Consider the following 26,588-nt stretch of genomic DNA (forward strand, 5'->3'; position numbering starts at 1 on the left):
GATCAAGACAAGGGCTAAGGGTGAGAGACATGGGGGAAGGATGATGGACGAACAGCGGAGTGGTGGGTCACGACTGGACGATGGTGGGCGGACGGTGGCGAAATGTAGTGGATGGTCACGGTGAAATAGAAGCTGGTGAGCTCCGTGTGAGCAAATGTGAGAATAATCCGGCGTTAGCTAGGAGGAAGCGGAACTATGGTACGCTATTTTTAGGTAAAATGCTACTTTTCATGCTCAAAGGGAACTGTGATCCGCTAATTCCTTGTTTAGACCACAATTTGGTGTGAAATGGAGCAAATAAGGGAACGACGTTCCCTTTGAGCTGCTTTTGAGGCTAATTCCTCGAAATAGCGGACCGTAGTTCCGTTTCGTTGTTTTTTTGGCACTTTTACGGCTCACTCCCATTCGGGGAGTGGCAATTTAGTGCTGAGACTGCCCTTTGGGCCTCTCAGCGATGATTTGCTACTTGGACTACCCAACTCTCCCTCTGTGGCGCTCTCACCTTACACTTGCGGAGACTTCCACCATTCTTACCCTGAGACGGCCCTTTGGGCCTCTCAGCGATGATTCGCTACTTTGATTACCTCCCCCTCCCTTTGTGGTGCTCTCACCTTACACTTGCGGAGACTTCCACCATTCTTACTCTGAGACAGTCTTTTCGGACCTCAGCGATGGTTTTGCTACTTTGACTACCTACCCCTCCCTTTTAGCGCTCTCACCTTACACTTGCAGAGACTTTCACCACTCTTACTTTGAGACTGCCCTTTGGGCTTCTCAGCAAGGTTTTGTTACTTTGACTACCTCCCCCTCCCTTTTAGCGCTCTCACCTTACACTTGCAGAGACTTCCACCACTCTTACTCTGAGACGGTCCTTTCGGACCTCAGCGATGGTTTTGCTACTTTGACCCTTTGTATCACTCATAGCAGAGACGCCGCTCGTACCAATCGATCAAAAAAAGCCATACCCCAGCACTCCGCGGGTATGACTCATAATTCATTTACCAACAGGCAGAAGCACCTTAAATGTGCTGCCTACCCCCAATTCACTTTCAACTCCAATCGATCCGCCGTGAAGCTCGACGATGGAACGCGTGATCGACAAGCCCAGTCCGGCGCCGCCGCTGCGTCTAGCCCGCGAGGAATCGATGCGGTAGAATCGGTCGAACAGGTGCGGGAGATGCTCGGCCGCGATCCCCGGGCCATTGTCGTGAATCGCGATTTCGACACCCGCACTCGTTTTGGCCAATGACAGCCTCAGATTACCGGTTTCCGGATGTGTGTGCTGAACGGCGTTGTGAAACAAGTTAAGCACAACTTGCTTGATTTTATCCGGATCAAACAGACAATGCGTGTTAGGCTCCAAGGTGAATGTAACGGTTCTGTCTCCTGCCAGCAAACGAAGCTGATGCTCCATATCATGCAGCATGTCATCGAGAACTCCTTCCGTTTTGTGAAAAGACGGTGTGCGATCCAACCGAGCGAGCATCAGAAGATCCTCGACTAGTTTATTAATCCGCACGGACTCACCGTGCATGCTTTTGAGTGCTTTCAGCAGCTGTTCCGGCTGTTGATACGCTCCGCGGAGCAGCACTTCCAGAAACCCGTGGATGGAAGTCAGCGGCGTGCGAAGCTCATGCGAAGCATCCGCGGCAAAACGGCGCATCTGCTCCTTGGCTTCCTTTTCCGCCTCAAATGAAAATTCCAAACGTTCCAGCATGCTGTTGAAGGAAACAGCCAATTGATCAATTTCCACTTGTCCTTGATGTGCCGGAAACCGTTCATTGAGGTTCCCTGCGTCAATTTGTTTTACGGTGCCCACCATATTCGATAGCGGCACCAACGTACGGCGCAGTACAGGGAGGAAACCTAGCAAACCGAAGATAAGCGCCAGCAAGGAGAGAAATATAAAGGTAACCAGCTGCTGGAGGAGTACATCTTTCAAAGGAGCCGTGCTCGTGCTGGCTTGAATAAGCCCTTGAATGCCAGCATTACCACGTGATCGCTCTGGTTCGCCAATTTGATGAAAAACGACCAACTGCTCGTTTATAATTTGATATGGCAGTTTCATTCGCTTATCCATAAGCGCCAAGTACTCCGCTTGGGACAGTTGCGGTGTGTGCTGTTCATTTTGGGAGGGCATCAGTTTATAATTCCCGCTCGCATCAATCACAGCAAGGGATAAATCGGAAACGAAAATGCGTTGAGGGTCCCCCCCATTATCAGAACGATTATTGCGGTCTGGCTCTTGTTTGGGGAAAGACGGATTCGCAAATGAGCCTGAGAACTCTCCCACTGCCGCACGCCACATGTTAGGGGGAAGCGCCGCCAACTGATTGCGAATGGTCTCCGCTTTATTTTGATACATGAACTGCTGCATGACGACATATTGAAAAATACCGATAAGCAAAAGCAGGGCAGACATGACTAATAATGATCTCGATAATAGCTGAAATTTCAGGGAGCCCATTACGAAGAGATCGGCAAACCAGCCCCGCTTCTTCATGTCAAATCCATCCGGTAACCGGCGCCGCGAATCGTGCGGATCAACTTATGTTCCTTATCTCCCAGCTTGTCGCGCAAGGAACGGATATACACTTCGACGATGTTCTCCTCGCCTCCGAAATCATAACCCCACACTTTGTCGAGAATCATTGATTTGCTGAGCACCAGTCCGTGGTTAATCGCCATAAATTTAAGCAGTTCATACTCGGTTGGCGACAGTTCCAGCACCTTGTCATGCAGACTGATCTCTTTGCGGCGGTCATCCATCCGAAGCGGTCCTATGACAACTTCGCCGAATAAGTTGGGAAAATGATTGCGGATCCGCGCATAGATTCGAGCAAGCAGCTCCTCAAAGCTGAACGGCTTCACCATATAATCGTCCGCTCCCAAGGTAAGTCCCTTCACGCGATCCTCGACTTCATCCTTAGCGGTTAACATAATGACGGCGACGTTTTCTGTCTTTTTGATCATCCGGCAAACCTCGAACCCGTCCATCCCTGGCATCATCACATCCAAAATAGCGATATGCGGCTGAAATTTATTGCATGTCGTAATGGCCGAAAGCCCATCCGTCGCAGTCATGACCTCGAAGCCTTCATTCGTCAGTCCTAATTCCAAAAATTCTAAAATATGAGGCTCGTCATCAACGAGAAGTATTTTGATTCCTTTTAATTGGCGCATGGGGTGTATCCTCCCGATTATATTTCCTGCCTAGTAGTGTTCTATACTCAGTATCCCATATCCTGCCTAAAAACAACCTGAGCGGTGGCTGAAAGGTTGCTGAATGCATCCTTACATCGACTTGATCTTTCAGTATTCTTTCAGCTAACTATCAATTGAATCTCAGTTAACCTCTTTATAATTAGATTCATTAACGTAAGGACACGAAGAAAAGAGGGAACCTTATGGAGCCTATTACACCATCCTTTTATTCCTTTCAATTCCAAGCTATCGAATCGGATGTCGAGCTGTTGCTCAGCTGTGAAGAAAAGGACCACACCCATATCAAGAAACTGGCTATTGACTGGTTTCAAAAGGTAGATAAACGTTTCAGCCTTCTACTCGCCGATAGTGAACTCAGTCTGCTGAATACATTAGCCGGCGAGAACTGCATGGTCTCGAATACCATGCTTGAAGTGCTTTTTCTAGCCGAGTTGTATCAGGCTGTTACGGATGGCTACTATAGTCCTCTCCTGCCTAACGGGGTGCAGGCCGCCTTCGAGGAGGCTTCGGTTGGTTTGGAATGGAAAGTGGATCCCGCTATGAAATCAATTAAGCTTCCCGCGCATACCAATATAGATTTGCGAGGCATCGAAAAAAGCTGGTCCATTAAACGGCTAGCCGAATATATCCGCAAAAACCTAGCCCTCCAGCAAGGCCTTATTCTTGCCGGCGGAGATATGACCGTGTGGGGGCGGGATACACAGGAGCTCGACCCTTGGATCATAGGGATTCAAAATCCTTGGCAAACTAACGCCAAGCTCGGCGCCATCGCTATGCCGGAAGGCTCGCTTTCCACTTACAATATCTTTGAAGAGTCTGCTAACGCGCATTCCAGCAATGATATTGTGCAATGTACGGTTGTCGGTCAGGACCTGATTGAGTGTCAGGTTTGGGCAAGGCTGCTGTGCAGGCTGGGTATGGCAGAAGGCTTTGCGCTAATGGCCAAGCGCACGTCTGCCTGCGAAGCTGTCGTTCTAACTGCGAATCAGGAGCTGCATTATTTCGGCAGAGAAGCATCGCTTCGTCGCAGATGGCTCGATATGAAGATTGACCATTATCATTTTCAGGATCTGGTATCTTGAGGAAGAGGACGCAAACGGCCTCCATTCATGGAAGGATCGCGGCGGAAGCCGTCTTCACCTTGGTAAACATGAAGTTCCACCTCTGTCTTGCTTCTTAGCGACTCACAAGTTCAGCTGCTGGACTGAAAATCGATTACTCTTTCGTTGTGGATATTTATTAGGCAAGAAAAGGGCTTGTGGATCGAGATTCACGAAGTTATCCACATTTATCCACACATTATCCACAATGGAATTGTGATTTACCCACAAAACAGTCGATTTTATCAACATGTTACCCACAGCCTGTGCATGCATTTGTGTTTTGGCAGGCAGCGACTAGCTTGAGCTGTGGAAATCATCGCTCCTTTTTCGCTCGATCTGTGGAGAATACACACTTCCAAGCTCAAACGGAACTCAGATACGCTATTTTTCAGAAAATGACCAGTTGGAGTGACCAAGGGGAACTACAATCCGTTATTCGGCTGTTTTCCCCTTCTTAGGGCCCCATTTGCCATAAATAGAGGATCGTAGTTCCTCTTCACTGGCTAATTCCCCTTTTTAGAGCAACATAGCGGATCAGAGTTCCTTTTGCTCACCGGCTGAACAGACAAAACAATAACGCCTAGGATTCCGAGAATCCAAAGGCGCTATTGTTTTGTCACCATTTGCTTATGTCTGCAAAGGAATTTGCATTGTATAGGCTCTTGTCCCCTCCGCCTCCACGACAGTGCAGCTGAGCACAAGGGGCTTGCCCTCTTCCAAATAAATCTGCGGCCGTGCCAAGCAGGCGACTGGCTGAATCCCCCGTGCTGTCCATGCCATCTCCTTGCGCAGCGCAAGAGGCTGATCCGCGGCTTGCCAGGACAATCCATCCTCGGATTCAAGCAAAGCAAAAGCTCCCGGTTCACTCTTAGTGACATAACCGCGATCATCCTTCATGAGGGCATAGAAACGCTCATCCTGAAACCAAATGCACGTGTCCTCGACCGCTAATCCATTGTCCAGCTGGTCAATATCCAGCGTTCCGATTTTGGCAAAAGGGCCAATCGGCCGCTCAGCCCGGGCAATTCCCGCTTTCACCGCGTCGCCTTCAGCAGCACCTGTATACAACATAAGGATATTTCTGCCCTGTGCTCGACAGATTGCCGGACTACTGGTCATCACAGCGTCCCAAGCCCCAGGTGTAACGTCCAGTATAGGCTCGTCAAACCGCTGCCAAGGTCCAAGCGGATGGTCGGCCATCGCGATACCAATTCTTTGATTATTGCGGTAGACCAACCGCTTTTCCCCAACTATGGCCTCGTCGGATGCCGCTTCGGAGACCCCTGGACCTTGCGTTCCCACATAATATAAATAGTAGGTGCCTTCTACTTCCAACACCGCTGGATTATGCGTCACATCACAGTCCCAGCCCGGCTCACCTCTTTCCAGAAGCACTCGGTCAAATGTATAGGGACCTGCCGGATGATCAGAGACGGCTGCCGCAATTTCAGCGTGCGTCAGCCTTCCCTCGAAGCCAACCGATTCCGGCCAGCGCGTGAAAACTAAACAATACTGCCCGTCAGGCGCGCGGGTGATGCTGCCGCAACTGACATGGTAGTCTTCCATAGCAAACACATTGTCTGCCGTAGCTTCACTGATCCAAGTATCGAAGCCTTGTTCATCAAATCGTTTCATGCGGGTATCGTCCTCCTGAATGTGAAAGTCAGCTTTCCCATTTCATATTGCTATCATACACGAAGTAAGTAGGAGGGACTCTACTATTTTCACATACAGGACGATATACAAAAACTGCCCGACAAGGCTTAAACATGCCTAATGTCGAGCAGTCTTCACTTCGAAGCGATAGCCCAGCCCACGCACCGTTGTGAACCGAATTGCCTGGGAGATTACGCCCAGCTTGTTCCGCAGCCTTTTGATATGTACATCGACGGTCCGTTCGCCTCCCTCATAATTAACGCCCCAGACCTGTTCAATCAGTTGGCTTCTGGTTAGAATATGATTCGGTTAGCTTGCTAGTGTAAAGAGCAATTGAAACTCCTTAAGCGGCAGGAAGAGGCTATGTCCCTCCACTTGAACTTCATGCATAGCTTTATCAATCATAAAATCGCCGATATGAATCTTGGTGCAGGAGACTGCGCGATTGCGTTTGAGCAGCGATCTTACACGCATGACCAGCTCCTCCGGGTGAAACGGCTTAGCCATATAATCGTCTGCTCCAAGCTGAAATCCTTTGACTACATCAGTGTAATCGCCGTCAGGTCCTAGGAGCAGCATCGGCAAATCCGCATCCTGTCTAAGCTGGCGCGCGAGCTGGCAACCATCTAGATGCGCTGCCGTGATATCGAGGATGATCAGCTCCATCTGGGACTGTTCTATAAGTGTCTGAACTTGTGCAACGTCATCCGTACAAACAACGTCAAAACCTTCACGCTGCAGCGTGTAGCGAAGCGAATGACGAGCAGGATTTTCTTCGTCGATGAGAAGAATGCGTGCCATATGTGATCTCCTTTTCTATTCCTCCCTTTGGGAGCAGAATCGACTACATGTGCCAAGCCAATAGACGACTCACGCGGCTGGAGTTTAAAGACTGAACGGCTTTGCCACAAACCAAAGTGTAACGCGCCACGCTGAATCCCATCTGAACGAAGGCTGAAAGTAAGTTGAACAGAAGCTGATTGTTTGCTGAAAATGAACCGTATCCGAATCACTGCGCCCAAGCAGCACAAAAAAGCGAAAATACCTGAGGATCATAATCATCCTGAGGCAATTCCGCTTTAGCCGTTGCTGATGTATTATTGCTAGCTTACTAGCAATGGGAGATTGAATCTGTTACAATCTTCGAAAATAATGAAGGAGTTTACTATGGACTATGAAGTCATTGTAATAGGCGGAGGATCCGCAGGATTGATGGCCAGCATCGCAGCCAGCCGTCACGGCGCCAAGGTTCTTCTCTTGGATAAAGGGGATAAGCTCGGTCGCAAGCTGGGCATTTCCGGGGGCGGACGATGCAACGTCACGAACAATAAAGAGATGGATGAACTAATCAAGCATATCCCGGGCAACGGCCGCTTTCTATATAGTGCTTTCACACATTTCAGCAATAAGGACATTATTGATTTCTTTGAAAATCTCGGCATTCGCCTGAAGGAAGAAGACAATGGTCGGATGTTTCCCGTCAGCGACAAGGCCAAAACCGTCGTAGACGCGCTGATCGGCCAAGTTCGCAAGCAGGGCGTGGAGATCCGGACGAACAGTCCGGTCAAAAAGGTTTTGTACCAGGCAGGCAGCGTCCAAGGCGTCCAGCTCCGCTCCGGCGAAACGCTGCACAGCCGCGCTGTGATCATCGCATCCGGCGGATGCTCTGTCCCACACACCGGCTCCACGGGAGACGGTTATGCATGGGCGGAGGCGGGTGGGCACACCATCACGCAGCTATTTCCGACCGAGGTGCCGTTAACCTCGAAAGAAGCATTCATCCGCAGCCGCGAGCTGCAGGGGCTATCCTTACGGGACGTCAGTCTCTCCGTATGGAATGCCAAAGGCAAGCCGGTCATTTCGCATCGGGGGGACATGCTGTTCACCCATTTCGGCTTGTCCGGTCCGATTGCCCTGCGCTGCAGCCAGTTCGTCGTCAAAGAGCTTAATAAATCGGAGCGTAAAGAAGTCCTGCTCACCGTGGATCTCTTTCCGGATCAAAGCATGGACGAGGTATATAGTGAAAGCATGGCGCTTGCCAAAGCTGACGCCAAAAAAGCCATTAAGAATGTACTAAAGACGCTCCTCTCGGAACGTCTCATCCCCATTCTTCTGGAAAAATCCGATTTGGATGAGCAATTGACCTACGACAACATTCCCAAGCAGAAATGGCTCGAGCTCTGCAAGCTGATGAAAGCCTTCCCCGTGACCATCAAAGGCACGCTGTCTATTGAAGAAGCCTTCGTCACCGGCGGCGGCGTCCAGCTCAAGGAGGTCGACCCCAGCACGATGCAGTCGAAGCTTGTGAATGGGCTTTATTTCTGCGGTGAAATCCTCGATATTCACGGCTATACGGGCGGTTATAACATTACCGCAGCTTTCTCTACCGGCTTTATGGCTGGCAAAAGCGCGGCGGAGCAGGCATAAAAAAAGAAGGACCCGCATACCGAGATGCTGGGTCCTTCTTTCAATTTCACTAACTTAAGCTGTAGCCAGCTCAAGATCATCTTCCTCGTCGCGATCAAAAGCAGCGCGATCGAATTCCCCTTCGGATTCTGCCACAAGCAGAGCCGTTACGGTTGTTCCTGTTGCGTTCACCGCAGTACGGCCCATGTCGATCAGCGCTTCAACGCCAAGTACAAGACCCATACCTTCCAGCGGCAAGCCCAGAGCCGTCAATACGACAGTCGTCGAGATCGCTGCGGGACCCGGAACGCCGGCTACGCCGATGGAGGAAACCACGCTGACCAAGATCAACAATGCATATTCAGACACGCTAAGCGGCAAATTGTAAACCTTCGCGACGAAAATTGCCACAACTGCCGGCCATACCCCGCCGCAGCCATTGAAATTCATCGTTGCGCCAAGCGGTGCTACGAAGCTTGCAATACGTGGTGATATGCGAAGACGTTTCGTGATCACTTCCAGATTCACAGGCAGCGTCGCATAGCTGCTGCGTGTTGTGAATGCGACTGCAATCGTCGGATAAGCCTTTTTGAAGAACTTGATTGGGTTTACTTTTGCCACGAGAAGAACCAAACCACCGAAAATCAACACGAAGTGGATGATCAGAGCGACATAGGACGTTAGGATAATTTTAGCCAAAGGAGCCAATGTGTCCAGACCGTATTTAGCCGCCATAGCCGCGATCAAAGCATACACCCCATAAGGTGTGAGACGAATAACATACTTAACTACTTGGTGAATGACAGCTGTTGCTGACGTGATAAACGCTTTGATTGGCGCTACAGTTTCCGGCTTTTTGGAGCCCACATGGACAATCGCTACTGCCACGAAAATCGCGAAAATCAGCACCGGTACAACTTTCCCTGTTGCCATATCATTAATTGGATTGGATGGTACCAAGTCCAGAATAACCTGCGAGAACGTAGGGATTTCTCTTGCTTTAAAATCCTTCGGTACAGCTTGCGCAATGCCGTTGCCCGGATCAAATGCCAGAGCAACCAGAAGCCCGATCAATGCGGCAATCCCTGTTGTGAGCAAGAACCAACCAATCGTTTTGAGTCCTAATTTACGAAGCTGACCCAAACTGGATAACGATGAAATACTGTTAATAACCAGAATAAGTACGAGAGGCATAACGAGCATTTTGATCAAATTAACATAAATCGTACCGATTGTGCTTACACTCTTGAACTCCAAGTGTGTTTGGTTGAACACAATTCCGGCCACTAAGCCAAGACCTAACGCGATGAAAACGCGGTTGCCGAAGCTGACTCTCTTTCTCGCCAGAAACACGAGCCCCGCAATAATTATCAATGATACAACTAAGCTGACCCAGTTTGATTGAAATGCCGTCACTAGGTTGTTTTTCACTAGAATCATCCCCTTAATCCCTATAATGTCACTTGGTTTTATGGGTTAAGAATATGACATATGACGTTACCTGTCAACGGTTAATTTTCAAGTCATATGCCAAAAGTCGCTCCAATGTCAACTTTTCTGAGAACTGGCGCGGCTTTGTATGTTCTATATAACTATGTCTAAACTCATAATAAAATTACATCGTATGCTGATCATGCACTATAGCCGTAGGAGGCTGGTGCTGTTGGCGATGGATGCACTCCCGGCTCTCGATGGCAGAAGTAGGCTTGGAGGTGAATATAGGTGAATTTGTTGGAGGCTCTACGGGTGAAGCTGCTGGCATTGGCGAAGGTAAGCTTTCATTACTGACTGTCGTTGCGGGTGCCGTTGTAGTTTCAGCGCCTTCTTTTACCAGCTTACTCGTACATCCTGCCATTACACTTACCAACGAAACAACAACAAACTGTACTACTCGTCTTCCCATCCCTACCACTCCTCCATCACATTGCCTTTCTCCTCTCCTTCTCCCTCAGCTAAAAGTTTCGGTTTCTGTGGTATCTACAATAATAAGGCATGTCTGGGCGGCGATGAAGATTTGTTGCTAGGGTGGATAAGTATTCTAATTAGCTTGGGTTCTTGTGGGGATTAGTTACTTGGGAATCGTGGTTTAGTTGCTCAGGAGAATAGTTGTTAAGGAGCTTAGATAGCAGCACGGATTAGTCGCTCGGGTGGATAGTTGTTAAGTAGCTTAGGTAGCACCACGGATTAGTCGCTCGGGCGGATAGTTGTTAAGTAGCTTAGGTAGCACCACGGATTAGTCGCTCGGGCGGATAGTTGTTAAGTAGCTTAGGTAGCACCACGGATTAGTCGCTCGAGAGGATAGTTGTTAAGTAGCTTACATAGCACCACGGATTAGTCGCTCGGGTGGATAGTTGTTAAGTAGCTTAGGTAGCACCACGGATTAGTCGCTCGGGCGGATAGTTGTTAAGTAGCTTAGGTAGCACCACGGATTAGTCGCTCGGGCGGGTAGTTGTTAAGTAGCTTAGGTAGCACCACGGATTAGTCGCTCGGGCGGGTAGTTGTTAAGTAGCTTAGGTAGCACCACGGATTAGTCGCTCGGGCGGATAGTTGTTAAGTAGCTTAGGCGGCCTACTGCTAGATTTGCAGGCAGTTGGACCTCCGTGGCTGAAAAGTTAGGGGAACTACGGTACGCTATTTTGGCGTAAACCATCTAAAACCATGATGAAAGGGAACTACAGTGCGTTATTTCGCGGTTTTGCCCTCTAAAATCGTATTTGAAGACCATATAGAGGACTGTAGTTCCGTTTGGAACGAAATATGGACGAAATCTCCGAAATAGCGTATCTCAGTTCCCTTTCGTGCCTAAACAGTGGGCAAAAGGACCCTGGCGCACCGCCCAACCTCCAGCCAAGGTCGAAACAGCAAGAGGCTGTCCCCGAGTTTTCGGGGACAGCCTCTGTATTAGTCTCACCCGATAACGACCGCTTCGCACTCGTCAACCATCGGCTTCGCACTCACTCGCTAACCACCGCTTCGCACTCGTCAACCATCAGCTTCGCACTCACTCGATAATGCCACTTCGCACTGGCAATCAGCGGCTTCGCACCCGCCCACTACCGGCCGCTTCGCACTCGCCCGCTTAGCCCCCACGCCGCCGCACAATGCTACCCATCCGCCTCGACGCCTCCTAGCGACGCGCCAGCTGTTAGCGCCGCTTGTCCGCGCTAGCTCTCCGCTTCCGCTTGCTGCCGGAGGAAGCGAGCACACTGCGCCAGCCCCATTTCATATCCGGATGCCAGGGCTGAAATGGTTGTAATCGTCCGAGGACGGGTCGAACACCGCCTCTTCCTCACTTGGGACGGCATCGTTGTTCGTGGATGCCTGCGCCTCGGCGTAGCTGTCGGGCCAATCCTCATTCACCGTATGGGCCGGAATGCGGATGGAGCCCTCCAGATCGTACGCCATGGCGAACGTCGCTGGCTCTGCCTGAGCGGACTTGCTTTCCACGAAGCGTCCGCCGTGGGACTGCGCAATCTCCAGCGCAGAGGTAACTTCCTGCTCGTCCAAGTGGATGTGCAGCGTCGCCCGCTCCCCATCCAACAGCTCCGGCTTATAGCCAAGCTCTTCCAGCGTATCCAGAGCAAGAAGCGCATCGCGCTCGTGCTCAAATTCAAAAAAGATCGGAACAAAGTTGTTCATCGCCCAGCATCCTTTCTCCAAATGAAAAGTCTGCCATTAGCTTTTACAAATTGTTCCTCGCCTATTCCTCTCCTCTTAAATCCCGGCTTGGACGATTTTGAGCAGTTCTTCATGGTAGGCAGGGACAGCAGCGACTAAATAAACGCCTTTCTCCAATTCGTTGCCTTTGGCTGCAGCAGCCGCCCCGCCTTGTTGACTACTTCCTTCAGCATCCTGCGTGCTATCCTCTAACCACGAAACAGGCTGACCGTAGAAATCCGTCACCTTCACTCCGGCCTCCCGAGCGAGCAGCAGGCCTGCATACAGATCTTCCCCTTCCGAGTTATACAGCACGATGCCATGAAGATCACCTCTGGCCAGCATCGCCCAAGTTAAGGATGGTGCCCACATGCGCAGTACTCTTTTGACCGAATGCTCGAGATGATGCCTTAAGGCCAACGCCTTGCGATCATCTTTGCCAACAGCATGGCCCTGAATCCAGGAAAGAGTAGATTTCGTCAACACACCTTGGGGCTTCGCCTCCAGCCGAGTTTCCTCTTGCCACGCGCCTTCGCCTTTCACAGCCACATAGTTCAAGCCCATCACGGAATCATAAACGACGCCTACGACGATTCGTCCCTGATAGCTAAGTGAAATGGATACGCCGTACAGAGGAATCCCCAGAGCGAAATTATTCGTCCCATCCAACGGATCCACATGCCATACCCAGTCGCTCTCTACTCCGCCTTCACCCGCTTCTTCACTATATATACGATGAGTCGGAAATACGGCCATAATCGTCTCTACGATTAAACGATCGGCCTCGACATCCACTTCGGTCACCAGATCACCGCGTTCGTCTTTATGGAGGGTCGTCAGCTTGCTCCCGAAACGTTCCTTGGCAAGTTCTCCTGCTTTGCGCGCAGCATTTCCCGCAACTTCTTTTGCCAGTGACCATTCATTACGATCCATTTGCTCAGCCCCTTCAAGCAATCTAGTAGTTCTCTCTCATATATTACCATATGTTCCTACGATTATTGTCGTTTGTGAAGGCTGTTAGATTGACAAGCTGCCTATTCATAAGTCATAATATAGCAAAATCTTAAGCGATATGAGCAGTCGAAAGGGGCACTACGAGCATGGTAAAGCATCATCAACACAAGATATTGGATTGCACGATTCGGGACGGCGGTTTGGTGAACGATTGGGATTTTAGCGTGGAGTTTGTCCAAGACATGTATCGCGGCTTAAGCGCAGCTGGCGTGGAATATATGGAAATTGGTTACAAAAATTCGGAAAAGCTGCTGAAAGGCGGAGCTTCCGGTCCATGGAGATTCTTGAACGAAGAGTTCTTGCGTGACGTGATTACCAAAAAAACCGATACAAAGCTGTCTGCTCTCGTAGATATCGGCCGTGTCGATGAGAAAGACATTTTGCCTCGTGAAGACAGCTTGCTTGACTTGATTCGCGTTGCTTGTTACATCAAAGATGTAGATAAAGGCCTCGAGCTTGTCCAAAAGTTCAATGACATGGGTTACGAAACGTCCCTGAACATTATGGCGCTTTCTCATGTAATGGAAAATGAGCTGGTTGAAGCTTTCGAAGAAATTAACAAAAGTCCAGTTGACGTTGTCTACATTGTAGACTCTTACGGCAGCATGGATCACAAAGATATTGATTACCTCGTAACGAAGTTCCAACGTTTGCTACCTGAGAAAGAGCTTGGTTTGCATATGCACAATAACATGCAGCTTGCTTTCGCCAACACGATTGCCGGTGCTGCAAAAGGTGTATCGTTCTTGGACTCTTCCGTATACGGGATGGGACGCGCTGCAGGAAACTGTACAACAGAACTGCTTCTTAGCTACTTGAAAGGGGCACGTTACGACATTCGTCCAGTGCTCGAAATTATTGAGAAGCACATGATCACCATGCGTCAAAAATGGGATTGGGGCTACCTCATTCCTTACATGATCGTAGGTGCGCTTGATGAGCATCCACGTACGGCAATGGCATTGTTGAACTCCAAGGAGAGAAATAACTTCGTAGATTTCTATGACCGTTTGACTTCCGTGGAAACAGCTCCTTCTATTAACAAAGACTAATTTGCCGCTTAGATAACTTAAACCCCTTATTGACCGTTCTGAAGGCTTCTGAAGCCCTTTGAGCGTTCGATAAGGGGTTTTTTTGCTGTTATTTAATAAGCTTAGCAGATACCACATAATCTTCGGCATAAGCCCGATCAATGAGAAAGATAAACTCCTCTTCATCACGGCGAGATGAGTTTTTTTTGCGGAACACCTCAATATATTCGCTCTCAATGAGCTCCGTACAATCTTCGTCTGAGTAAATCAACCCATCTTCCAAGCGTTTAAGCGCCTCAACCATAACCTCACGCGATTTTAGGTCACCTTGAATCTCCACATAGACTCTGCCAATAGCATCATGATCTTGCAGGAGGATCACGACTTTGGCGTTCGCTTTGATACGCACCTTCTTTTTCGGAGATATACTCATCTGTCCTACTCCTTCATTAGTCTTCTCTGTGCTATTTTATGTCACGAAGGACGAACGCGGACTAGGCATATGAACGCTATTGAAATACTTCCTCGCTTCTAGGCTTGGGGATATTTCTGCTCATATCTGAAAATAGTATGGTAAACGGCACGATCAAATGCAAGTCAAAGCAAGCGAACGGGGATGACGAACGCAATGAGCCGCATATTACTAATCGAAGATGAGGAACGAATCGCCCGCGTGCTTCAACTGGAGCTGGAGCATGAAGGCTATGAGGTACATACCCGATCAGATGGGCGTTCCGGACTGAATACCGCTTTGGATGGGTCTGACTGGGAGCTGATTCTGCTGGATGTCATGCTGCCTGAGCTTAGCGGTCTGGAGGTGCTCCGCCGCATACGTCAGGTGAATGCCAGTATTCCTATTATTTTATTGACGGCACGCGATGCGGTCAGGGATCGAGTCAGCGGATTGGACCAGGGGGCTAATGACTATGTTACGAAGCCTTTCGCCACGATTGAGCTGCTCGCCCGCATTCGCAGCTTGCTCCGGCAAAGAAGTTTGCAAGAGCAGCCGGCCGAGCAGCCCCATTTGCTCAAAGTCGATGATCTCACCATGGATTTGAAAAGCAGAGCCGTTGTCCGCGAGGGCATCCCTATTGAATTAACACCTACTGAGTTTGATTTGCTGCGCTTCCTCATTCAGCATCAAGATGAAGTCATGTCACGGGAACAGATTATTTCGGAAGTATGGGGATACGATTTCGTCGGCGATACCAACGTAGTTGATGTGTATATCCGTTATTTGCGCCAAAAGGTCGACAAGCCCTTCTCCTGCAAGCTGATACAGACCATACGAGGGGTCGGCTATTTATTGAAGTGTGACTCCTCCTCTTCGAACAAAGACAGCGAAGAAGCCGCTGGGGACGCTCCCCCCAAAGACGAGCAGAAGCCTATATGAGCCTTAAGCTCAAAATCACTTTATCGGTTTCCGCCGGACTTATGCTGATCCTTTTTTTCAGCTTCACCTTCGTTTATTACATGTTCATTCGGGTTACAACCAAAGGCGAGGTGGAGCTGCTGAAAGAGAAGGCTCGAACTTTGCTGCTGAAGGATTTGCCTACCCATCCTGAGTACTGGCAGAACAACTCACAGATGGATGAGCTCCTTATCCCGCAAGAGATGCTGCGATATATCGCTCCGGATTCGAAGATTGTTCATCAAATTTATTCCGATGAGAAGCTCATTAGCTACCCTGCAAGTTATGTAAACAAAGAAACCGTTGTTTTAGAAACGGCAGCAGACGGCATTTTTATCTTTGTGCAAATGCCTGTGTACCAAGAAGGGCATCAGGTCGCTACGTTAGAAATTGGGCGAAACTTGCGAAGGCTTGGCGAATACTCGAGCATGCTCATATCCATACTTTTACTAACTTCCACCGGTGCGCTGATTCTAGCTCTCCTTGGGGGTTATTTCTACACGAATGTGCTCTTTCGTCCGCTCCAGCAGCTTGTAACTACCATGCAAAACATTGAAAAAAGCGGCTCTTTCCGGCATATCAGCATGCCCGCCAAGAGGACCAATGATGAATTAACGATGCTTGGAGCGACTTTCAACAGGATGATTGATCGATTGCAGGACATGTTTCAAAAGCAGGAGCAATTCCTCGCAGATGCCTCGCATGAGCTGCGTACGCCGCTCACCATCATCGAGAGCTATGCCAGCCTGCTGCGAAGATGGGCGTTCCGGGATGATAAATTACGCGAGGAAGCTCTCGAAGCGATTATCTCCGAATCTGCACAGCTGAAGATGCTTACCCAGAACCTGCTTTCCCTCACCAAGATCGAGCAGGAAAACTGTGAGAACAGCGTCTCCTTCAATCTTCTTCCGATCCTAGAACAAACGGCAGCTTCGCTAAGGCTTACCTCCGGCAGAGAGATTCAGGTTCAAATCGCAGCAGGCTTAAAAGAGCTTCTTATGACGGGGGATCCGCATAAGATCAGGCAGCTGATCATCATTTTGGTGGATAATGCGCTCAAGTACAGCCAGGAAAGGGTTGAGCTTAGCGTAGACCTCAAGGACAACAAATGGGTTGAAATCAAGGTCACGGATCAAGGCATTGGCATAGCCGAAAACGAGCTGCCTCACCTCTTTGACCGTTTCTATCGGACGGATAAAGCGAGGAATCGCAAACAGGGCGGAGCCGGCCTTGGACTAGCTATCGCCCATCATATCGTCCAGCAGCATGGGGGGCAAATAGCACTCCAAAGCCGTTTGGGCCATGGAACAATGGCATTGATTACGCTCCCACAAACCTGTCAATGAAAACATTATAATGAGATTCCCATCATTTTCTCAGAAACCCTAAGAACCCCTGTGACAGCAAGGGAATCAAGGTTGCAAGGTAAATAATAGGCGAAATTTCATTTGGTATACTGGGTTTAGTGAACGACCACACACAAGTCAGTCCATAAAACTTTCTTGTGAATGGCGATAAACACTAAGGAGGCAAACCAGATGAAAAATCAACAAACATGGCACAAGAAACTAGTCGTAGCGGCTTTGACCGTTTCCATAGGACTTTCAACAGGAATCGTCAGTTCGCCCCATCAAGCAGAGGCGGCGACAGCAGATGCAGCTATTACAGCAACTTCTCGTGCGAATCAAGTGATTTCGATCGGTAAAAACTACTTAGGGCGACCTTATCAATTCGGCGCAAAAGCAGGTCAAACACGGACCTTTGACTGTTCTTCCTTTACGCAATATGTGTTCCAGCGGATTGGCGTTAGCTTGCCGCGGACCTCTAAGCAGCAAGCCAAAGTAGGCAGCTACGTGTCCAGAAGCAACCTTCGTGCAGGGGATCTCGTTTTCTTCTCGATTCCAGGCAAGCCTGGCGTGATTAACCACGTCGCCATCTACATGGGCAATGGCAACCTGCTGCAAACGTATGGTGCAGGCGGCGTACGCATCACCAACATTCAAAGCGGAACTTGGTCATCCCGTTACATGACCGCTCGCCGCGTGCTATAGAATAACAGAGATAACCCTCAGCCATCCGGCTTGAGGGTTATTCGTTGTTTAATCCATCGCGATTGTTCTCCTAATAACGAATATACGCCTCAACATAATTCTCTTTCAGTCCTCGTTTGCGCACCCTGATCTGAAGCAGACGCTGCTTGTAGCTTACTCTAGCCGTTCTAGGCATGACTAAGGTCGGAAGCTTCACAATCTGGTTCTTGCCGCTTAGAAAGCCGGTTAGCTTGATCTGATTCGATTTGACATACACTTGAAGCGCTCGTGGATCTTCATCTTTGGCAATCTTCACTTTGATGATGACGTGTTCATGCGTCTCAAAGATTTCCGCTCCGGCGGCGTTATGAGCAGAAATGCCAGAATCAACACCCGGCATCGCTTTTTTCAGCATGTCCTGTACATATCCCTCAACCCACGTCATATTATCTAGAAAGGTCTGCCCATTTTCACCAAAAGGCAGCTTCTGCCCAAGGAACTTCTCAACCTGCTCCCACTTCAGCCAAGGATGGCGATTAAACCCGCTCAAGCCCATCACCTCATTTTCCCTAGCAGTATATGTGCCTACACCCTGATGTGATACCCCACTGAAAAACAGGGCACCTCTGGGCGAATACCCACATATACTGGAGTGTGATAAGACTGACAGAAACAAGGGAGATCGACTATGCCTTCAATCGTAGGGAATGTCAAAATCATCAGCGTGGGACCCAGTTCCGTCGTCCACTTCGGCGACTCCTTCATCATCGCGCCAACCAGCTCCTCCAAAACATTCGCTGGAGCAGGCTCATTCAATACCGGAGACTTCCCGCGCGTCTATAATGCTTATAGCACCACCGTCACCAACGATTCCGACCTTATCGAAAACAATGCCAGTGGATTGATTATCTAGGATAAATGTTCTGTTAGGAACTTCTATCCGGGAATTAGGCGAAGTAGAGCGAGGTGTTCATGACCAATGAACTGGTATATTCACCAGACAATTATGATTCAGCATTTGAAAGTGGACTCTGTCTCCAACTCCTCCGTTCTGCAAATTGGCACCGCTGGCTCTATCCGCTCGTTGTCTAATCTATATAATACAGGCGGCTTTGTAGAACCTACGCCACAGCTTGGAACATCTACAACGAATCCAGTTTCTCTTGTACCTCTGCCTCCTCCAACTTAATCTCGCCTGTAGTCGCCGCTGGGAGGCACACAAATTTGCTTTGTTTGCAGATCAAGGTTCCCTTATGGAAACCGGAAGGAGGTGCCTATCCTAGATGCATAACTCTATTACATGGCAGCAATGGGCCCAGCAGCTCTCCGCCTATATTGAAATGCAGAAGCAGCGCATCGACAAGCTTGAGGAAACCGTAGCCAAGCTACAAACAGACTTAACGGCCATGAAGGACCAGAAACGCTTCCATATTGATAAAATCGAGTATAATTTCGATCAGCTTAAAGTCGAAAAGCTGGATGGAACGCTGACAATCGGCATCAGTCCAAGCGCGCTGGACAATATTGAAGACTTCACCGTGAACGGCTCGCCAATGGGCAAAGATGCAGGGACTGAGGCGAACGTATTTGCCCAGACTCCGGGGCAGGAGATGGGGAGTGGGCAGGGACAAAGCACTTGGCAAGGGCAAGGCGTAAGACAAGGGCAAGCTGAAGGACAGAAGCAAGGAAATCCGTCTTTTGGCATTCAGCAGGAGGTATCGAGCGGGATTGAGCATTATTTGCAATTTGGTCTTCAGGCAGATATGCAAAATATAGAGAATAAATATAAGTACGTGCTGGATGAGGACTACAAAGACCTCATTATCGAAGATATTCGCAAGCAACTTGACACCCGCATTCAGCATTATGTCAACCAATACCGCGGTGTCGGGTTCAAAGAGCCCATGGAAGCTGTAACGACGAGCATCACAGAGAGAACCAAACAAGACATACTTAGTGCAATTGAGAGCTACATATCAAGCCTGCCGAGGAAAGAGGGATAGCGATGTTTAACTTGAATGTGGAAAACAAACAGCTTTTTGTCGGAGATGTACGCATTATCGGGGTATCCAGTTCTTCCATTTTTCTCATTGGGGATACAGAAGTGGTTTCCTTGTCTTCTATGTTCGACACACCGCCAGAATCCGTGATTATCTCTCCATTCATCCCTACAGCCTCGGAGCGATGAGCGATGGCCCGATTATCCATCGTCGGTTACGTCTACATCAATGATTTATCTTCAAGCAGCGTCATGCATGTCGGAGATAACGTGAGTACCGTGCTTCAAACCAGAGTCTTCGCGCTGCAGCGCGAAGTCCCTTTTTATTATGGGAACGAGGGCAGCTTCGCTGCTCATCCTCTTTTCCAGAGACCCTTCCCGATCCCTCAGCCTCCAGAGCCTTTCACAATGTGTGTGGATAACTTAGGCTCTTTCATTCGAGTGAAGGGCATCCGCATTCTAGGCATATCCTCCTCCGCTGTGCTCCAGATCGGCTCCAACCGCATCACAAGCGCTGAAACCAGAATCAAAAACATCCGGCAGTTCGTCACTGACAAACCTGGGCCGAAAGAACAAACAACCTTCGTCAAACTGGGCTCCGTGGACGGCATCGGCAACTTCCAGGATTTCCTCAAATCGCCGCTTGTCCCTCTAGCTAACACTCGGCATGACCAAACAGCAAACGACCCCCCGCTTGTTTAAGCGAGGGGTCGTTTGCTGCCGGCTCACTTCGTGAGCAGCGGCTGGGCGCGGCTGAGCAGCGCCGCCATCTCCGCGCGCGTCAGCGACGCGCTGGGGCGGAACGTGCCGCTCGCGTAGCCGTCGACAAGGCCATAGCTGCTCATCGCAGCAATGGCCTCTGCCGACCAGCTTCCCGCTGGCACGTCAGAGAAGACCTTCGCCGTAGCTCCGCCGGACTGCGAAGTTAAGTGCAAAGCGCGGGAGAGCAGCACACTCATCTGCTCCCGCGTCATGATCTGATCCGGCGCGAAGCGATCGTCGCTGATCCCTTGGATCAGCCCGTTCTGCTTCGCGAGCTGAATCGACTGCCACGCCCAGTGGGTGGCAGGCACATCACGGAACGAGGCGCTGCCTGACGGCGCCTCGCCAGTCAAGCCCAGCACGCGCACGATAATCGTCGCGGCTTCGGCTCTGGTAAGCGCCGCGTCGGGCGCGAACCGGTCTGCGGCTGTGCCAAGCATCCAGCCGCGGTTCGCCGCGGCAAGCACGTCGGCTTGGGCCCAGTGCTTCTGCATATCGGTGAAGTAGAAACCGTCCGCCCACAGACTGTAGTAATCCCAGGTATCTGAGGTTTCCTGATTGAGACTCCAGCTGCCAGTCCCTTTCAGCTTATATTTGCTGACCAGCTTTAACTTTGCCTTGAGCGACTGTTCGTTTTCAAACCAAACGGTGTAGTCGCCGATATCCAGGTTTTTGCCATTGATGCTGTAAGCGGGATCCGTAGGGCCAATCGAAAAAGTCGCTACAGGCGACTGGCTTGCGGTATCATACCGTACCGTTCCCTGATACGCATTCACCAGCTTCGTGATCGTCTGGGCTGACAAGCCTGCGCCATCTGCCGCTGGATCTTGATTCCAGTACCTTCCGTAGAAGGGAAGACCGAGTACAATTTTATTCGCCGGCGCCTGCTTGATCGCATATTGAATGGATTTCTCAACAAAGGGCAAGCTAGCGACAGGCCCCGGAGTCGGATCTCCTGGGAAGCTTTCATCATAAGCCATGACCATCAAATAATCGCTCACCGCAGCTAAGGCCTTATAGTCATATAAAGCAATCCAGCTCGTGGTGGCTCCTGTCGGATTCGCCGCAACCGCGACGGAAACTTCTTTCGTACTCGGAAGTTTATCGCGCAGCAGTTTAACGAAATCCGTGTATTTATCCCGAAAGTCCGCGCCAACATTCTCGATATCCAGATTAATACCATCCAATTGATTCGTTTGAATCGCTTGCACGATTTGATTGGCCAAATTCTCCCGATTATCAATCGCTTTTTCCCCAAGTGCCTGATCAAAATCATTACTCAGAAAAGGAACAACCTTTTTCCCTCTTTGGTGCATATCCGTGACAAAAGAAGCTTGAAAGGAATCGTCTATTAGCAAACTGCCATCTGCTTTAATATGAAAATAGCTGGGTGAAACCTCATCTAAGGTTTGACCGCTTTTGTCCACTTGGGACGTATAGGAGCTTGAATTGCCAAAGTATAGATAGGACATGGCAAAGGCACCCTGTGCCGAGCTTGCCTGAGCTTGTGTAACGGAGGTTTCGGAGTTCGCAGCAGCGATCAATAACCCAGTCGTCCCTAGTATCATCAAACATTTCCGCCATAGTCTCTTGGTGGTTTTCATCCCTCATCTCCCCTTATCTGATCGGTTTCCGCTTCTTCTATCATCTTAGAAAGGCAAGAAATGTGCTAGGTGTAAATATTGGAGAATACGAAAAAACCGCTAGCCAGAGCCATTTGCTCCTACTAGCGGTCTTCTTATTTATCTTTGATTGGGCGGAAAAATTGATAATGATTGCGGCCTTTCCCCTTCACTTGGTACAGCGCAATATCCACTTCTTTCAACAGGGTAGCTGCATCCGCCACACCGGAGTGGCACATCGTAATTCCCATGCTGACCGTTGATCGGAAAATCCGTCCGTGTACTTTCCATGGCTGCTCCACGCATTGAATGATTCGCTCGGCCACACTGCTTACATGCTCCTCGCAATCGACAGTTGGCAGAATAATCGTGAACTCATCGCCGCCCATGCGGGCGAACATGTCCACCTCACGAAGACAGCCCTGAATCCGCTGTGCGAATTCTTGCAAGAACGCGTCCCCGACATCATGGCCCATCGTATCATTAACGATTTTAAAATCATCGATATCCAAATATAAAAGAGCAAACGCCCGATTCGTCTGTTTGGACTGGACAAGCATCTGTTGCAGATGATCCTTGAACAACCGCCGGTTTGGCAAACCTGTCAAAGGATCATGAAAGGCCATGGCCACAAGTCGGCTTTCCTCGTTTTTGCGCAGTGTAATATCATGAAGAACAAACGAAATTTCAGCTAATTCCCCCTGCTCATTCTTAATCGGAATCGCTGTGCATTCTAACCAGATGCATTCCTCTTTGGCACTTTTCGCACGAAATTCGAGCTTGTTGCTGCGGTAAGTCTGCAGTGCTTTGATGAACATTTTATATAAATCCATTCGATATTCGGAATCAATGAAGTCTACTATTTGTTGAAAATCTTTAGGAATGAAACCGACTACTTGACCAAAGCTTTTGGATGCGTATGTCAAATTCCCATGAACATCAAACGTGCAGAAGTAATCCCAGGCTTGCTCAATGAATTGGCGTACGAATGCATTGTTCTGAAACCATGAAAGTGTAGCAAGGTCCAAATCAGTCTTTTGACTCATGTCTTTCGTCGCCCCCTCTTGATTTCTGCATAGAGACTTAGGTAGCTTAGCATGAGAACATAAATTTTTTATAAAGATCACATTAACTTTAAGTCAATTCCTGTCTAATATTTGATGTTTTCTGCACTTTTTTGTATTTTACGACAATATTCGCCAACATTCGATATTTACCAACAGGGCAAAGTACCTACTTCCAAGCAAGAACTACACTATTTCTGTCAGTTTGTAAATAAATGGATAGAGTTTTCCGGGAGAATCGTTCTATAATGAAGGTAACCGCTGAGAATGGGGACACCATTTTCTCTCAACAGAGCCGTTCCGTGACTGAGGAGGATTCATTTTATGGCAGGAGAAACAATTTTAATCGTTGATGACGAGCAAGAAATCGTCCAGTTGATTCAACTATATTTAGCTAGAGAAGGGTACAAGGTCATCAGTGCCAATAATGGACATGATGTCTTCGCCATCGTGAAAGAACACAGACCCGATTTAATTATTCTGGATATCCTTTTGCCAGGACTGGATGGTATCGAAGTGTGCCGCCAGCTCCGCAAAACGAACAATACACCTATTCTATTCATCTCTTGCAAAAGCGAGGACATTGATATTATTCTCGGACTTAGCATGGGCGGCGATGACTATTTGACGAAGCCCTTTAGTCCAAGTCAGCTTGTCGCGAGAGTCAAAGCACATTTGCGCCGCAACTCGATTCGCGAGCAGCATCAGGACGATCCGCAGCTGGTCAAATTCCCTGGCCTCGAAATCGATCTCGTCAGTCATATCGTCCGTGTGAATGGACAAAGTATCTCCCTATCAGCCAAAGAGTTCGACCTGCTTTCCCTGATGGCCAAAACGCCGAACCGCGTATACAAAATCGAGCAGCTCTTTGAACTTATATGGAGCCTGGACAGCATGGGCGACCCACGCACCCTTATCGTACATATCAGCAACTTGCGGAAGAAGATAGAAACGAATCCAGCGGAGCCTCGCTACATTATTACGGTTCGCGGAGTTGGCTATAAATTTAACGGCGCTAGCCTTTAGAAACATCTAGAAGAATCGGCTGAACCATGACGTGAAGTACTGCTGCAAGGGAACGGCTATCGCAGCGATCACCAAAGCTGGCAGCATATTCGCGACATTGATTTTCTTAATTTGCAAAATGTTCATGCCTACACCAATAACCAGAATGCCGCCAACCGCTGTAATTTGGACGATCATCGCATCCAAGGATGCTTGACTGAAAGCCATGGCAATCAAGGTTGCACTAAGTGCGATAGCTCCCTGCATAAGGAACACCGAACCGGCTGAGAAAACAACACCTACGCCTAGGGTCGATGCGAAAATAATCGACAAGAAGCCGTCCAGCAGCGACTTCGTATACAAAATATCATGATTATGGCGAAGTCCGCCATCAAGTGGACCTAGAATCGCCATCGCCCCTATGCAATAAATCAGGGTACACGTCACGAAACCTTCTGAAATCCTGCTCCCAGGAGCGGTCGATGAATCGCCTTTGCGCAGAGCAGACTGCAGCCAGTCGCCCAATTGCTCCAGCCTATATTCAATGCGGAGAAGCTCACCAAGAATGCCGCCTATCACTACACTCATAATGATGAGTACAATTTGGTTCGACTTTAAAGCCATAGTAATACCAAGCACAGTTATTGCGAGCCCCAAGCCCTGCATAACTGTGTTTTTTATGCCCTCCGAGATGCGGGGCAGCATCATGCCTAATAAGCCCCCAATGATAATGGCGATTGCATTCACAATCGTCCCCCATAAAGCCATTCGTTTCATTTCCTTTCTGTCTGGCCAATCTGTGACAACCTTTTCATTCTACATGAATCTGCTCATAATTTCCTCCCTCATTGGAAATGGTATGGATTAGCAACAGGAAAGGAGGAATACGGCATGTCGAAAGACAAATCCATGGAACCCATGACAGGTGATACAGTGGAAACTGATGGCATTTATGCCAATGAAGCAGGACAAGAGGTTACACTGAAGCGTGGCGACGAGTTTCCCGCTGATCTCGTCTTGGGCCGAACGACTTGGGAATTGCAGGGCTTCGCGAGTGAAGCGGAGATTGATCATGACCAAACGGAGCTTAATCCACTGCGCAAACGTGTAGATACACGAACTTAATGATGAACCGGGCTGTGAGGGATGCAGCTCGGTTTTTTGCCTCTATATGGTATACTAGAGGGATGAAATTAAGCGGCTGGGGGAAATAGGTATGAACGGAAAACGAATCATCATTGTCACAGGAGGCACTTTGGGAGATTGGGCTCTCGGAGACATTCAATCGGATGATATCCTCGTAGGCTCCGATCGGGGCGCTTTATACTTAATTCAACATGGCTACAAACCCGATATCGCGATGGGCGATTTCGACTCCGTCACCAAGGATGAGCTTGAATTAATTCGCGCGTCCAGCCACACTTTCGTGGACTGCGACCCCATTTTCAAGGATTTAACAGATACCGAAATGGCTTTTAACTGGGCCTTGGCGCAGCAGCCTGCTCACATTACGTTGCTAGGCGCGATAGGCACTCGATTCGATCATTCATTAGCCAACGTCCATTTGCTTCGCAAAGGATTGGAGCAAGGAATTTCATGCGCCATCGTTGATGCCAATAATCAAATCATCGTCATCCAGCAATCCACCTCCATCGCGAGGGGGAACTATACGCATATATCCCTGCTTCCGCTTAGTATGGAAGTGACCGGCATCACGTTGCATGGCTTTCAATATCCGCTTCATAACGCCACTCTCCAAATCGGACAATCCTTAGGGATCAGTAATGTTCTTGCAGCATCGCAGGGCATGATTGAGCTTGAAACTGGCTTATTGCTCGTCATTCAAAGCAAAGATTGAGAAAAATTTTCAAATTCGACAAATCAATTGGATGAAATAGGGAATAACTCTGCTACAATGAACGTTATATGTCTTACATTTTATATACAGATATTGAGGTCGTTCAAGCATGCCGCATGTCCAAGAGAATTCCGTCCGAATCATTCACCATAAAGGAGTACATTCGGTCATTACCCAATTCGCCGCTATCCATCAACTCACCAATCGTGAATCCGAAATCATTGGCCTAATCGCAATGAACGGCTACAGCAACAAAGAAATCGCTGACCACTGTAACATTAGCGAGAAAACCGTCAAAGTACATATCGATAAAATTATGGTTAAAGCTGGGACCCGATCCATGCGTAAGCTGCTAGCTACCATCATTTGCAACTCGGTCTAGGCCGGCTCTCTCTCCACATCAAAACAGGCTGTCCCAAAAGTAACTATTGTTGTTGATCGGCAACAGATTCACCGTTGGAAAAGATAATAATTAATTGAAAAAGGAGCTGAGCAGCTTGTAACTGCTTAGCTCCTTTGTTTATGGCTTCTACTCTTAGGTCTTTTTAGACCTTTGGAGATAGCCTCCTTTTTGGCAGGCTCAGCGTGCTTTCGCGGGGATGCAGCCTTCTTCGCGCGTTGAGGCTGCTTTTTCGAGACCGTCGAACAACTCCTCAACAAACCCCCACCCATCCTCTCCACAGCTAAAACGCAAACTTTTTAGCTGCAAAAAGGCATTCCTCGTCCATTCGCCTCACTCTTTGTT

At 49.0% G+C, this 26,588-nt stretch carries 30 protein-coding genes; 15 read left to right on the top strand and 15 right to left on the bottom strand.

Annotated elements, in window-relative coordinates:
• Positions 1-994: 994 nt before the first annotated feature.
• Together HQN90_RS35595 and HQN90_RS35600 are read right to left on the bottom strand one after the other, a co-directional pair.
• On the bottom strand, positions 995-2,503 hold the full coding sequence (locus tag HQN90_RS35595) for a sensor histidine kinase (protein ID WP_173227584.1): 1,509 nt from the start codon (positions 2,501-2,503) through the stop codon (positions 995-997).
• Entirely contained in the window at positions 2,500-3,183 is a 684-nt protein-coding gene (locus HQN90_RS35600; RefSeq protein WP_079410890.1) for a response regulator transcription factor, read from the bottom strand. Before HQN90_RS35600 ends, HQN90_RS35595 begins: the two co-directional genes overlap by 4 nt.
• Before the next feature lie 224 nt (positions 3,184-3,407).
• Between HQN90_RS35600 and HQN90_RS35605 the strand changes: the two genes are divergently transcribed.
• Complete coding sequence (locus HQN90_RS35605; RefSeq protein ID WP_173227585.1) at positions 3,408-4,307, top strand: FAD:protein FMN transferase; 900 nt, start codon at positions 3,408-3,410, stop codon at positions 4,305-4,307.
• Positions 4,308-4,955: 648 nt separating this feature from the next.
• Here the strand turns inward: HQN90_RS35605 and HQN90_RS35610 are convergent.
• The 3 genes from HQN90_RS35610 to HQN90_RS35620 form a co-directional block, all read right to left on the bottom strand.
• Positions 4,956-5,963, bottom strand: a complete 1,008-nt coding sequence (locus HQN90_RS35610) for a glycoside hydrolase family protein (protein WP_173227586.1) — start codon at positions 5,961-5,963, stop codon at positions 4,956-4,958.
• A gap of 138 nt (positions 5,964-6,101) precedes the next feature.
• Positions 6,102-6,284 carry a winged helix-turn-helix domain-containing protein gene (locus HQN90_RS40075; protein ID WP_173227610.1) on the bottom strand — a complete coding sequence of 61 codons (183 nt, stop codon included), beginning with the start codon at positions 6,282-6,284 and terminating at the stop codon, positions 6,102-6,104.
• Positions 6,285-6,293: 9 nt separating this feature from the next.
• The gene (locus tag HQN90_RS35620; RefSeq protein WP_173227587.1) at positions 6,294-6,785 is read right to left on the bottom strand and encodes a response regulator transcription factor; all 492 of its coding nucleotides are present in this window, start codon (positions 6,783-6,785) and stop codon (positions 6,294-6,296) included.
• 366 nt (positions 6,786-7,151) lie between these two features.
• Between HQN90_RS35620 and HQN90_RS35625 the strand changes: the two genes are divergently transcribed.
• The gene (locus tag HQN90_RS35625) at positions 7,152-8,411 is read left to right on the top strand and encodes a BaiN/RdsA family NAD(P)/FAD-dependent oxidoreductase (protein WP_173227611.1); all 1,260 of its coding nucleotides are present in this window, start codon (positions 7,152-7,154) and stop codon (positions 8,409-8,411) included.
• 54 nt (positions 8,412-8,465) lie between these two features.
• Here the strand turns inward: HQN90_RS35625 and HQN90_RS35630 are convergent, their stop codons facing one another.
• From HQN90_RS35630 to HQN90_RS35650, 5 genes are all read right to left on the bottom strand, one after another.
• The gene (locus tag HQN90_RS35630) at positions 8,466-9,821 is read right to left on the bottom strand and encodes a dicarboxylate/amino acid:cation symporter (protein WP_173227588.1); all 1,356 of its coding nucleotides are present in this window, start codon (positions 9,819-9,821) and stop codon (positions 8,466-8,468) included.
• A 184-nt stretch (positions 9,822-10,005) separates the two neighbouring features.
• Positions 10,006-10,293: a hypothetical protein gene (locus tag HQN90_RS35635; RefSeq protein ID WP_173227589.1), complete on the bottom strand. Its 288-nt coding sequence runs from the start codon at positions 10,291-10,293 to the stop codon at positions 10,006-10,008.
• A gap of 1,079 nt (positions 10,294-11,372) precedes the next feature.
• On the bottom strand, positions 11,373-11,597 hold the full coding sequence (locus tag HQN90_RS35640) for a hypothetical protein (protein ID WP_173227590.1): 225 nt from the start codon (positions 11,595-11,597) through the stop codon (positions 11,373-11,375).
• Between the two features lie 15 nt (positions 11,598-11,612).
• Positions 11,613-12,029 carry a hypothetical protein gene (locus HQN90_RS35645; protein WP_173227591.1) on the bottom strand — a complete coding sequence of 139 codons (417 nt, stop codon included), beginning with the start codon at positions 12,027-12,029 and terminating at the stop codon, positions 11,613-11,615.
• A 75-nt stretch (positions 12,030-12,104) separates the two neighbouring features.
• On the bottom strand, positions 12,105-12,980 hold the full coding sequence (locus HQN90_RS35650; protein ID WP_173227592.1) for an inositol monophosphatase family protein: 876 nt from the start codon (positions 12,978-12,980) through the stop codon (positions 12,105-12,107).
• Between the two features lie 167 nt (positions 12,981-13,147).
• On the opposite strand from HQN90_RS35650, the gene HQN90_RS35655 reads away from it, so the two are divergent.
• Entirely contained in the window at positions 13,148-14,113 is a 966-nt protein-coding gene (locus tag HQN90_RS35655; protein ID WP_079410917.1) for an aldolase catalytic domain-containing protein, read from the top strand.
• An 88-nt stretch (positions 14,114-14,201) separates the two neighbouring features.
• On the opposite strand, the gene HQN90_RS35660 is transcribed toward HQN90_RS35655, so the two are convergent.
• The gene (locus tag HQN90_RS35660) at positions 14,202-14,525 is read right to left on the bottom strand and encodes a hypothetical protein (RefSeq protein WP_173227593.1); all 324 of its coding nucleotides are present in this window, start codon (positions 14,523-14,525) and stop codon (positions 14,202-14,204) included.
• 195 nt (positions 14,526-14,720) lie between these two features.
• Here HQN90_RS35660 and HQN90_RS35665 point away from each other — a divergent pair, with 195 nt between their 5' ends.
• The 3 genes from HQN90_RS35665 to HQN90_RS35675 all read left to right on the top strand — a co-directional run bounded on the left by HQN90_RS35665 (position 14,721) and on the right by HQN90_RS35675 (position 17,554).
• Positions 14,721-15,485: a response regulator transcription factor gene (locus tag HQN90_RS35665; protein ID WP_173227594.1), complete on the top strand. Its 765-nt coding sequence runs from the start codon at positions 14,721-14,723 to the stop codon at positions 15,483-15,485.
• Positions 15,482-16,849, top strand: a complete 1,368-nt coding sequence (locus HQN90_RS35670; protein WP_173227595.1) for a sensor histidine kinase — start codon at positions 15,482-15,484, stop codon at positions 16,847-16,849. The genes HQN90_RS35665 and HQN90_RS35670 overlap by 4 nt, the downstream gene beginning before the upstream one ends.
• Before the next feature lie 192 nt (positions 16,850-17,041).
• Complete coding sequence (locus tag HQN90_RS35675) at positions 17,042-17,554, top strand: C40 family peptidase (RefSeq protein ID WP_173227596.1); 513 nt, start codon at positions 17,042-17,044, stop codon at positions 17,552-17,554.
• 70 nt (positions 17,555-17,624) lie between these two features.
• Here the strand turns inward: HQN90_RS35675 and HQN90_RS35680 are convergent, their stop codons facing one another.
• A complete protein-coding gene (locus HQN90_RS35680; protein ID WP_173227597.1) occupies positions 17,625-18,083 on the bottom strand; it encodes a hypothetical protein in 459 nt (152 codons plus the stop codon).
• A gap of 138 nt (positions 18,084-18,221) precedes the next feature.
• On the opposite strand from HQN90_RS35680, the gene HQN90_RS35685 reads away from it, so the two are divergent.
• The 5 genes from HQN90_RS35685 to HQN90_RS35705 all read left to right on the top strand — a co-directional run bounded on the left by HQN90_RS35685 (position 18,222) and on the right by HQN90_RS35705 (position 20,234).
• On the top strand, positions 18,222-18,446 hold the full coding sequence (locus HQN90_RS35685) for a spore germination protein (protein WP_173227598.1): 225 nt from the start codon (positions 18,222-18,224) through the stop codon (positions 18,444-18,446).
• Positions 18,447-18,512: 66 nt separating this feature from the next.
• Positions 18,513-18,722 carry a spore germination protein GerPB gene (locus HQN90_RS35690; RefSeq protein ID WP_173227599.1) on the top strand — a complete coding sequence of 70 codons (210 nt, stop codon included), beginning with the start codon at positions 18,513-18,515 and terminating at the stop codon, positions 18,720-18,722.
• A 94-nt stretch (positions 18,723-18,816) separates the two neighbouring features.
• Positions 18,817-19,536, top strand: a complete 720-nt coding sequence (gene gerPC, locus HQN90_RS35695; protein ID WP_173227600.1) for a spore germination protein GerPC — start codon at positions 18,817-18,819, stop codon at positions 19,534-19,536.
• 2 nt (positions 19,537-19,538) lie between these two features.
• Positions 19,539-19,721: a spore gernimation protein GerPD gene (locus HQN90_RS35700; RefSeq protein ID WP_173227601.1), complete on the top strand. Its 183-nt coding sequence runs from the start codon at positions 19,539-19,541 to the stop codon at positions 19,719-19,721.
• 3 nt (positions 19,722-19,724) lie between these two features.
• Positions 19,725-20,234, top strand: coding sequence for a spore germination protein GerPE (locus HQN90_RS35705; protein WP_173227602.1), 510 nt, complete (start codon positions 19,725-19,727; stop codon positions 20,232-20,234).
• A gap of 23 nt (positions 20,235-20,257) precedes the next feature.
• Here HQN90_RS35705 and HQN90_RS35710 read toward each other — a convergent pair whose 3' ends face one another.
• The gene (locus HQN90_RS35710; RefSeq protein WP_173227603.1) at positions 20,258-21,898 is read right to left on the bottom strand and encodes an S-layer homology domain-containing protein; all 1,641 of its coding nucleotides are present in this window, start codon (positions 21,896-21,898) and stop codon (positions 20,258-20,260) included.
• A 134-nt stretch (positions 21,899-22,032) separates the two neighbouring features.
• On the bottom strand, positions 22,033-22,962 hold the full coding sequence (locus HQN90_RS35715; protein WP_173227604.1) for a sensor domain-containing diguanylate cyclase: 930 nt from the start codon (positions 22,960-22,962) through the stop codon (positions 22,033-22,035).
• 342 nt (positions 22,963-23,304) lie between these two features.
• Between HQN90_RS35715 and HQN90_RS35720 the strand changes: the two genes are divergently transcribed.
• Positions 23,305-24,006, top strand: a complete 702-nt coding sequence (locus tag HQN90_RS35720) for a response regulator transcription factor (protein WP_173227605.1) — start codon at positions 23,305-23,307, stop codon at positions 24,004-24,006.
• Positions 24,007-24,012: 6 nt separating this feature from the next.
• Here the strand turns inward: HQN90_RS35720 and HQN90_RS35725 are convergent, their stop codons facing one another.
• Entirely contained in the window at positions 24,013-24,753 is a 741-nt protein-coding gene (locus HQN90_RS35725) for a DUF554 domain-containing protein (RefSeq protein WP_173227606.1), read from the bottom strand.
• 123 nt (positions 24,754-24,876) lie between these two features.
• Here HQN90_RS35725 and HQN90_RS35730 point away from each other — a divergent pair, with 123 nt between their 5' ends.
• The 3 genes from HQN90_RS35730 (at position 24,877) to HQN90_RS35740 (ending at position 26,225) form a co-directional block, all read left to right on the top strand.
• Positions 24,877-25,110, top strand: a complete 234-nt coding sequence (locus HQN90_RS35730) for a hypothetical protein (RefSeq protein ID WP_173227607.1) — start codon at positions 24,877-24,879, stop codon at positions 25,108-25,110.
• 91 nt (positions 25,111-25,201) lie between these two features.
• Positions 25,202-25,843, top strand: a complete 642-nt coding sequence (locus tag HQN90_RS35735) for a thiamine diphosphokinase (RefSeq protein WP_173227608.1) — start codon at positions 25,202-25,204, stop codon at positions 25,841-25,843.
• Between the two features lie 109 nt (positions 25,844-25,952).
• Positions 25,953-26,225 (top strand): helix-turn-helix transcriptional regulator, encoded by a 273-nt coding sequence (locus HQN90_RS35740; RefSeq protein ID WP_173227609.1) that lies wholly within the window; start codon positions 25,953-25,955, stop codon positions 26,223-26,225.
• The last annotated feature ends 363 nt before the right edge of the window (positions 26,226-26,588 follow it).

Origin of the sequence: Paenibacillus alba, assembly GCF_013204855.1 — a bacterium.
Lineage (GTDB): Bacteria > Bacillota > Bacilli > Paenibacillales > NBRC-103111 > Paenibacillus_E > Paenibacillus_E alba.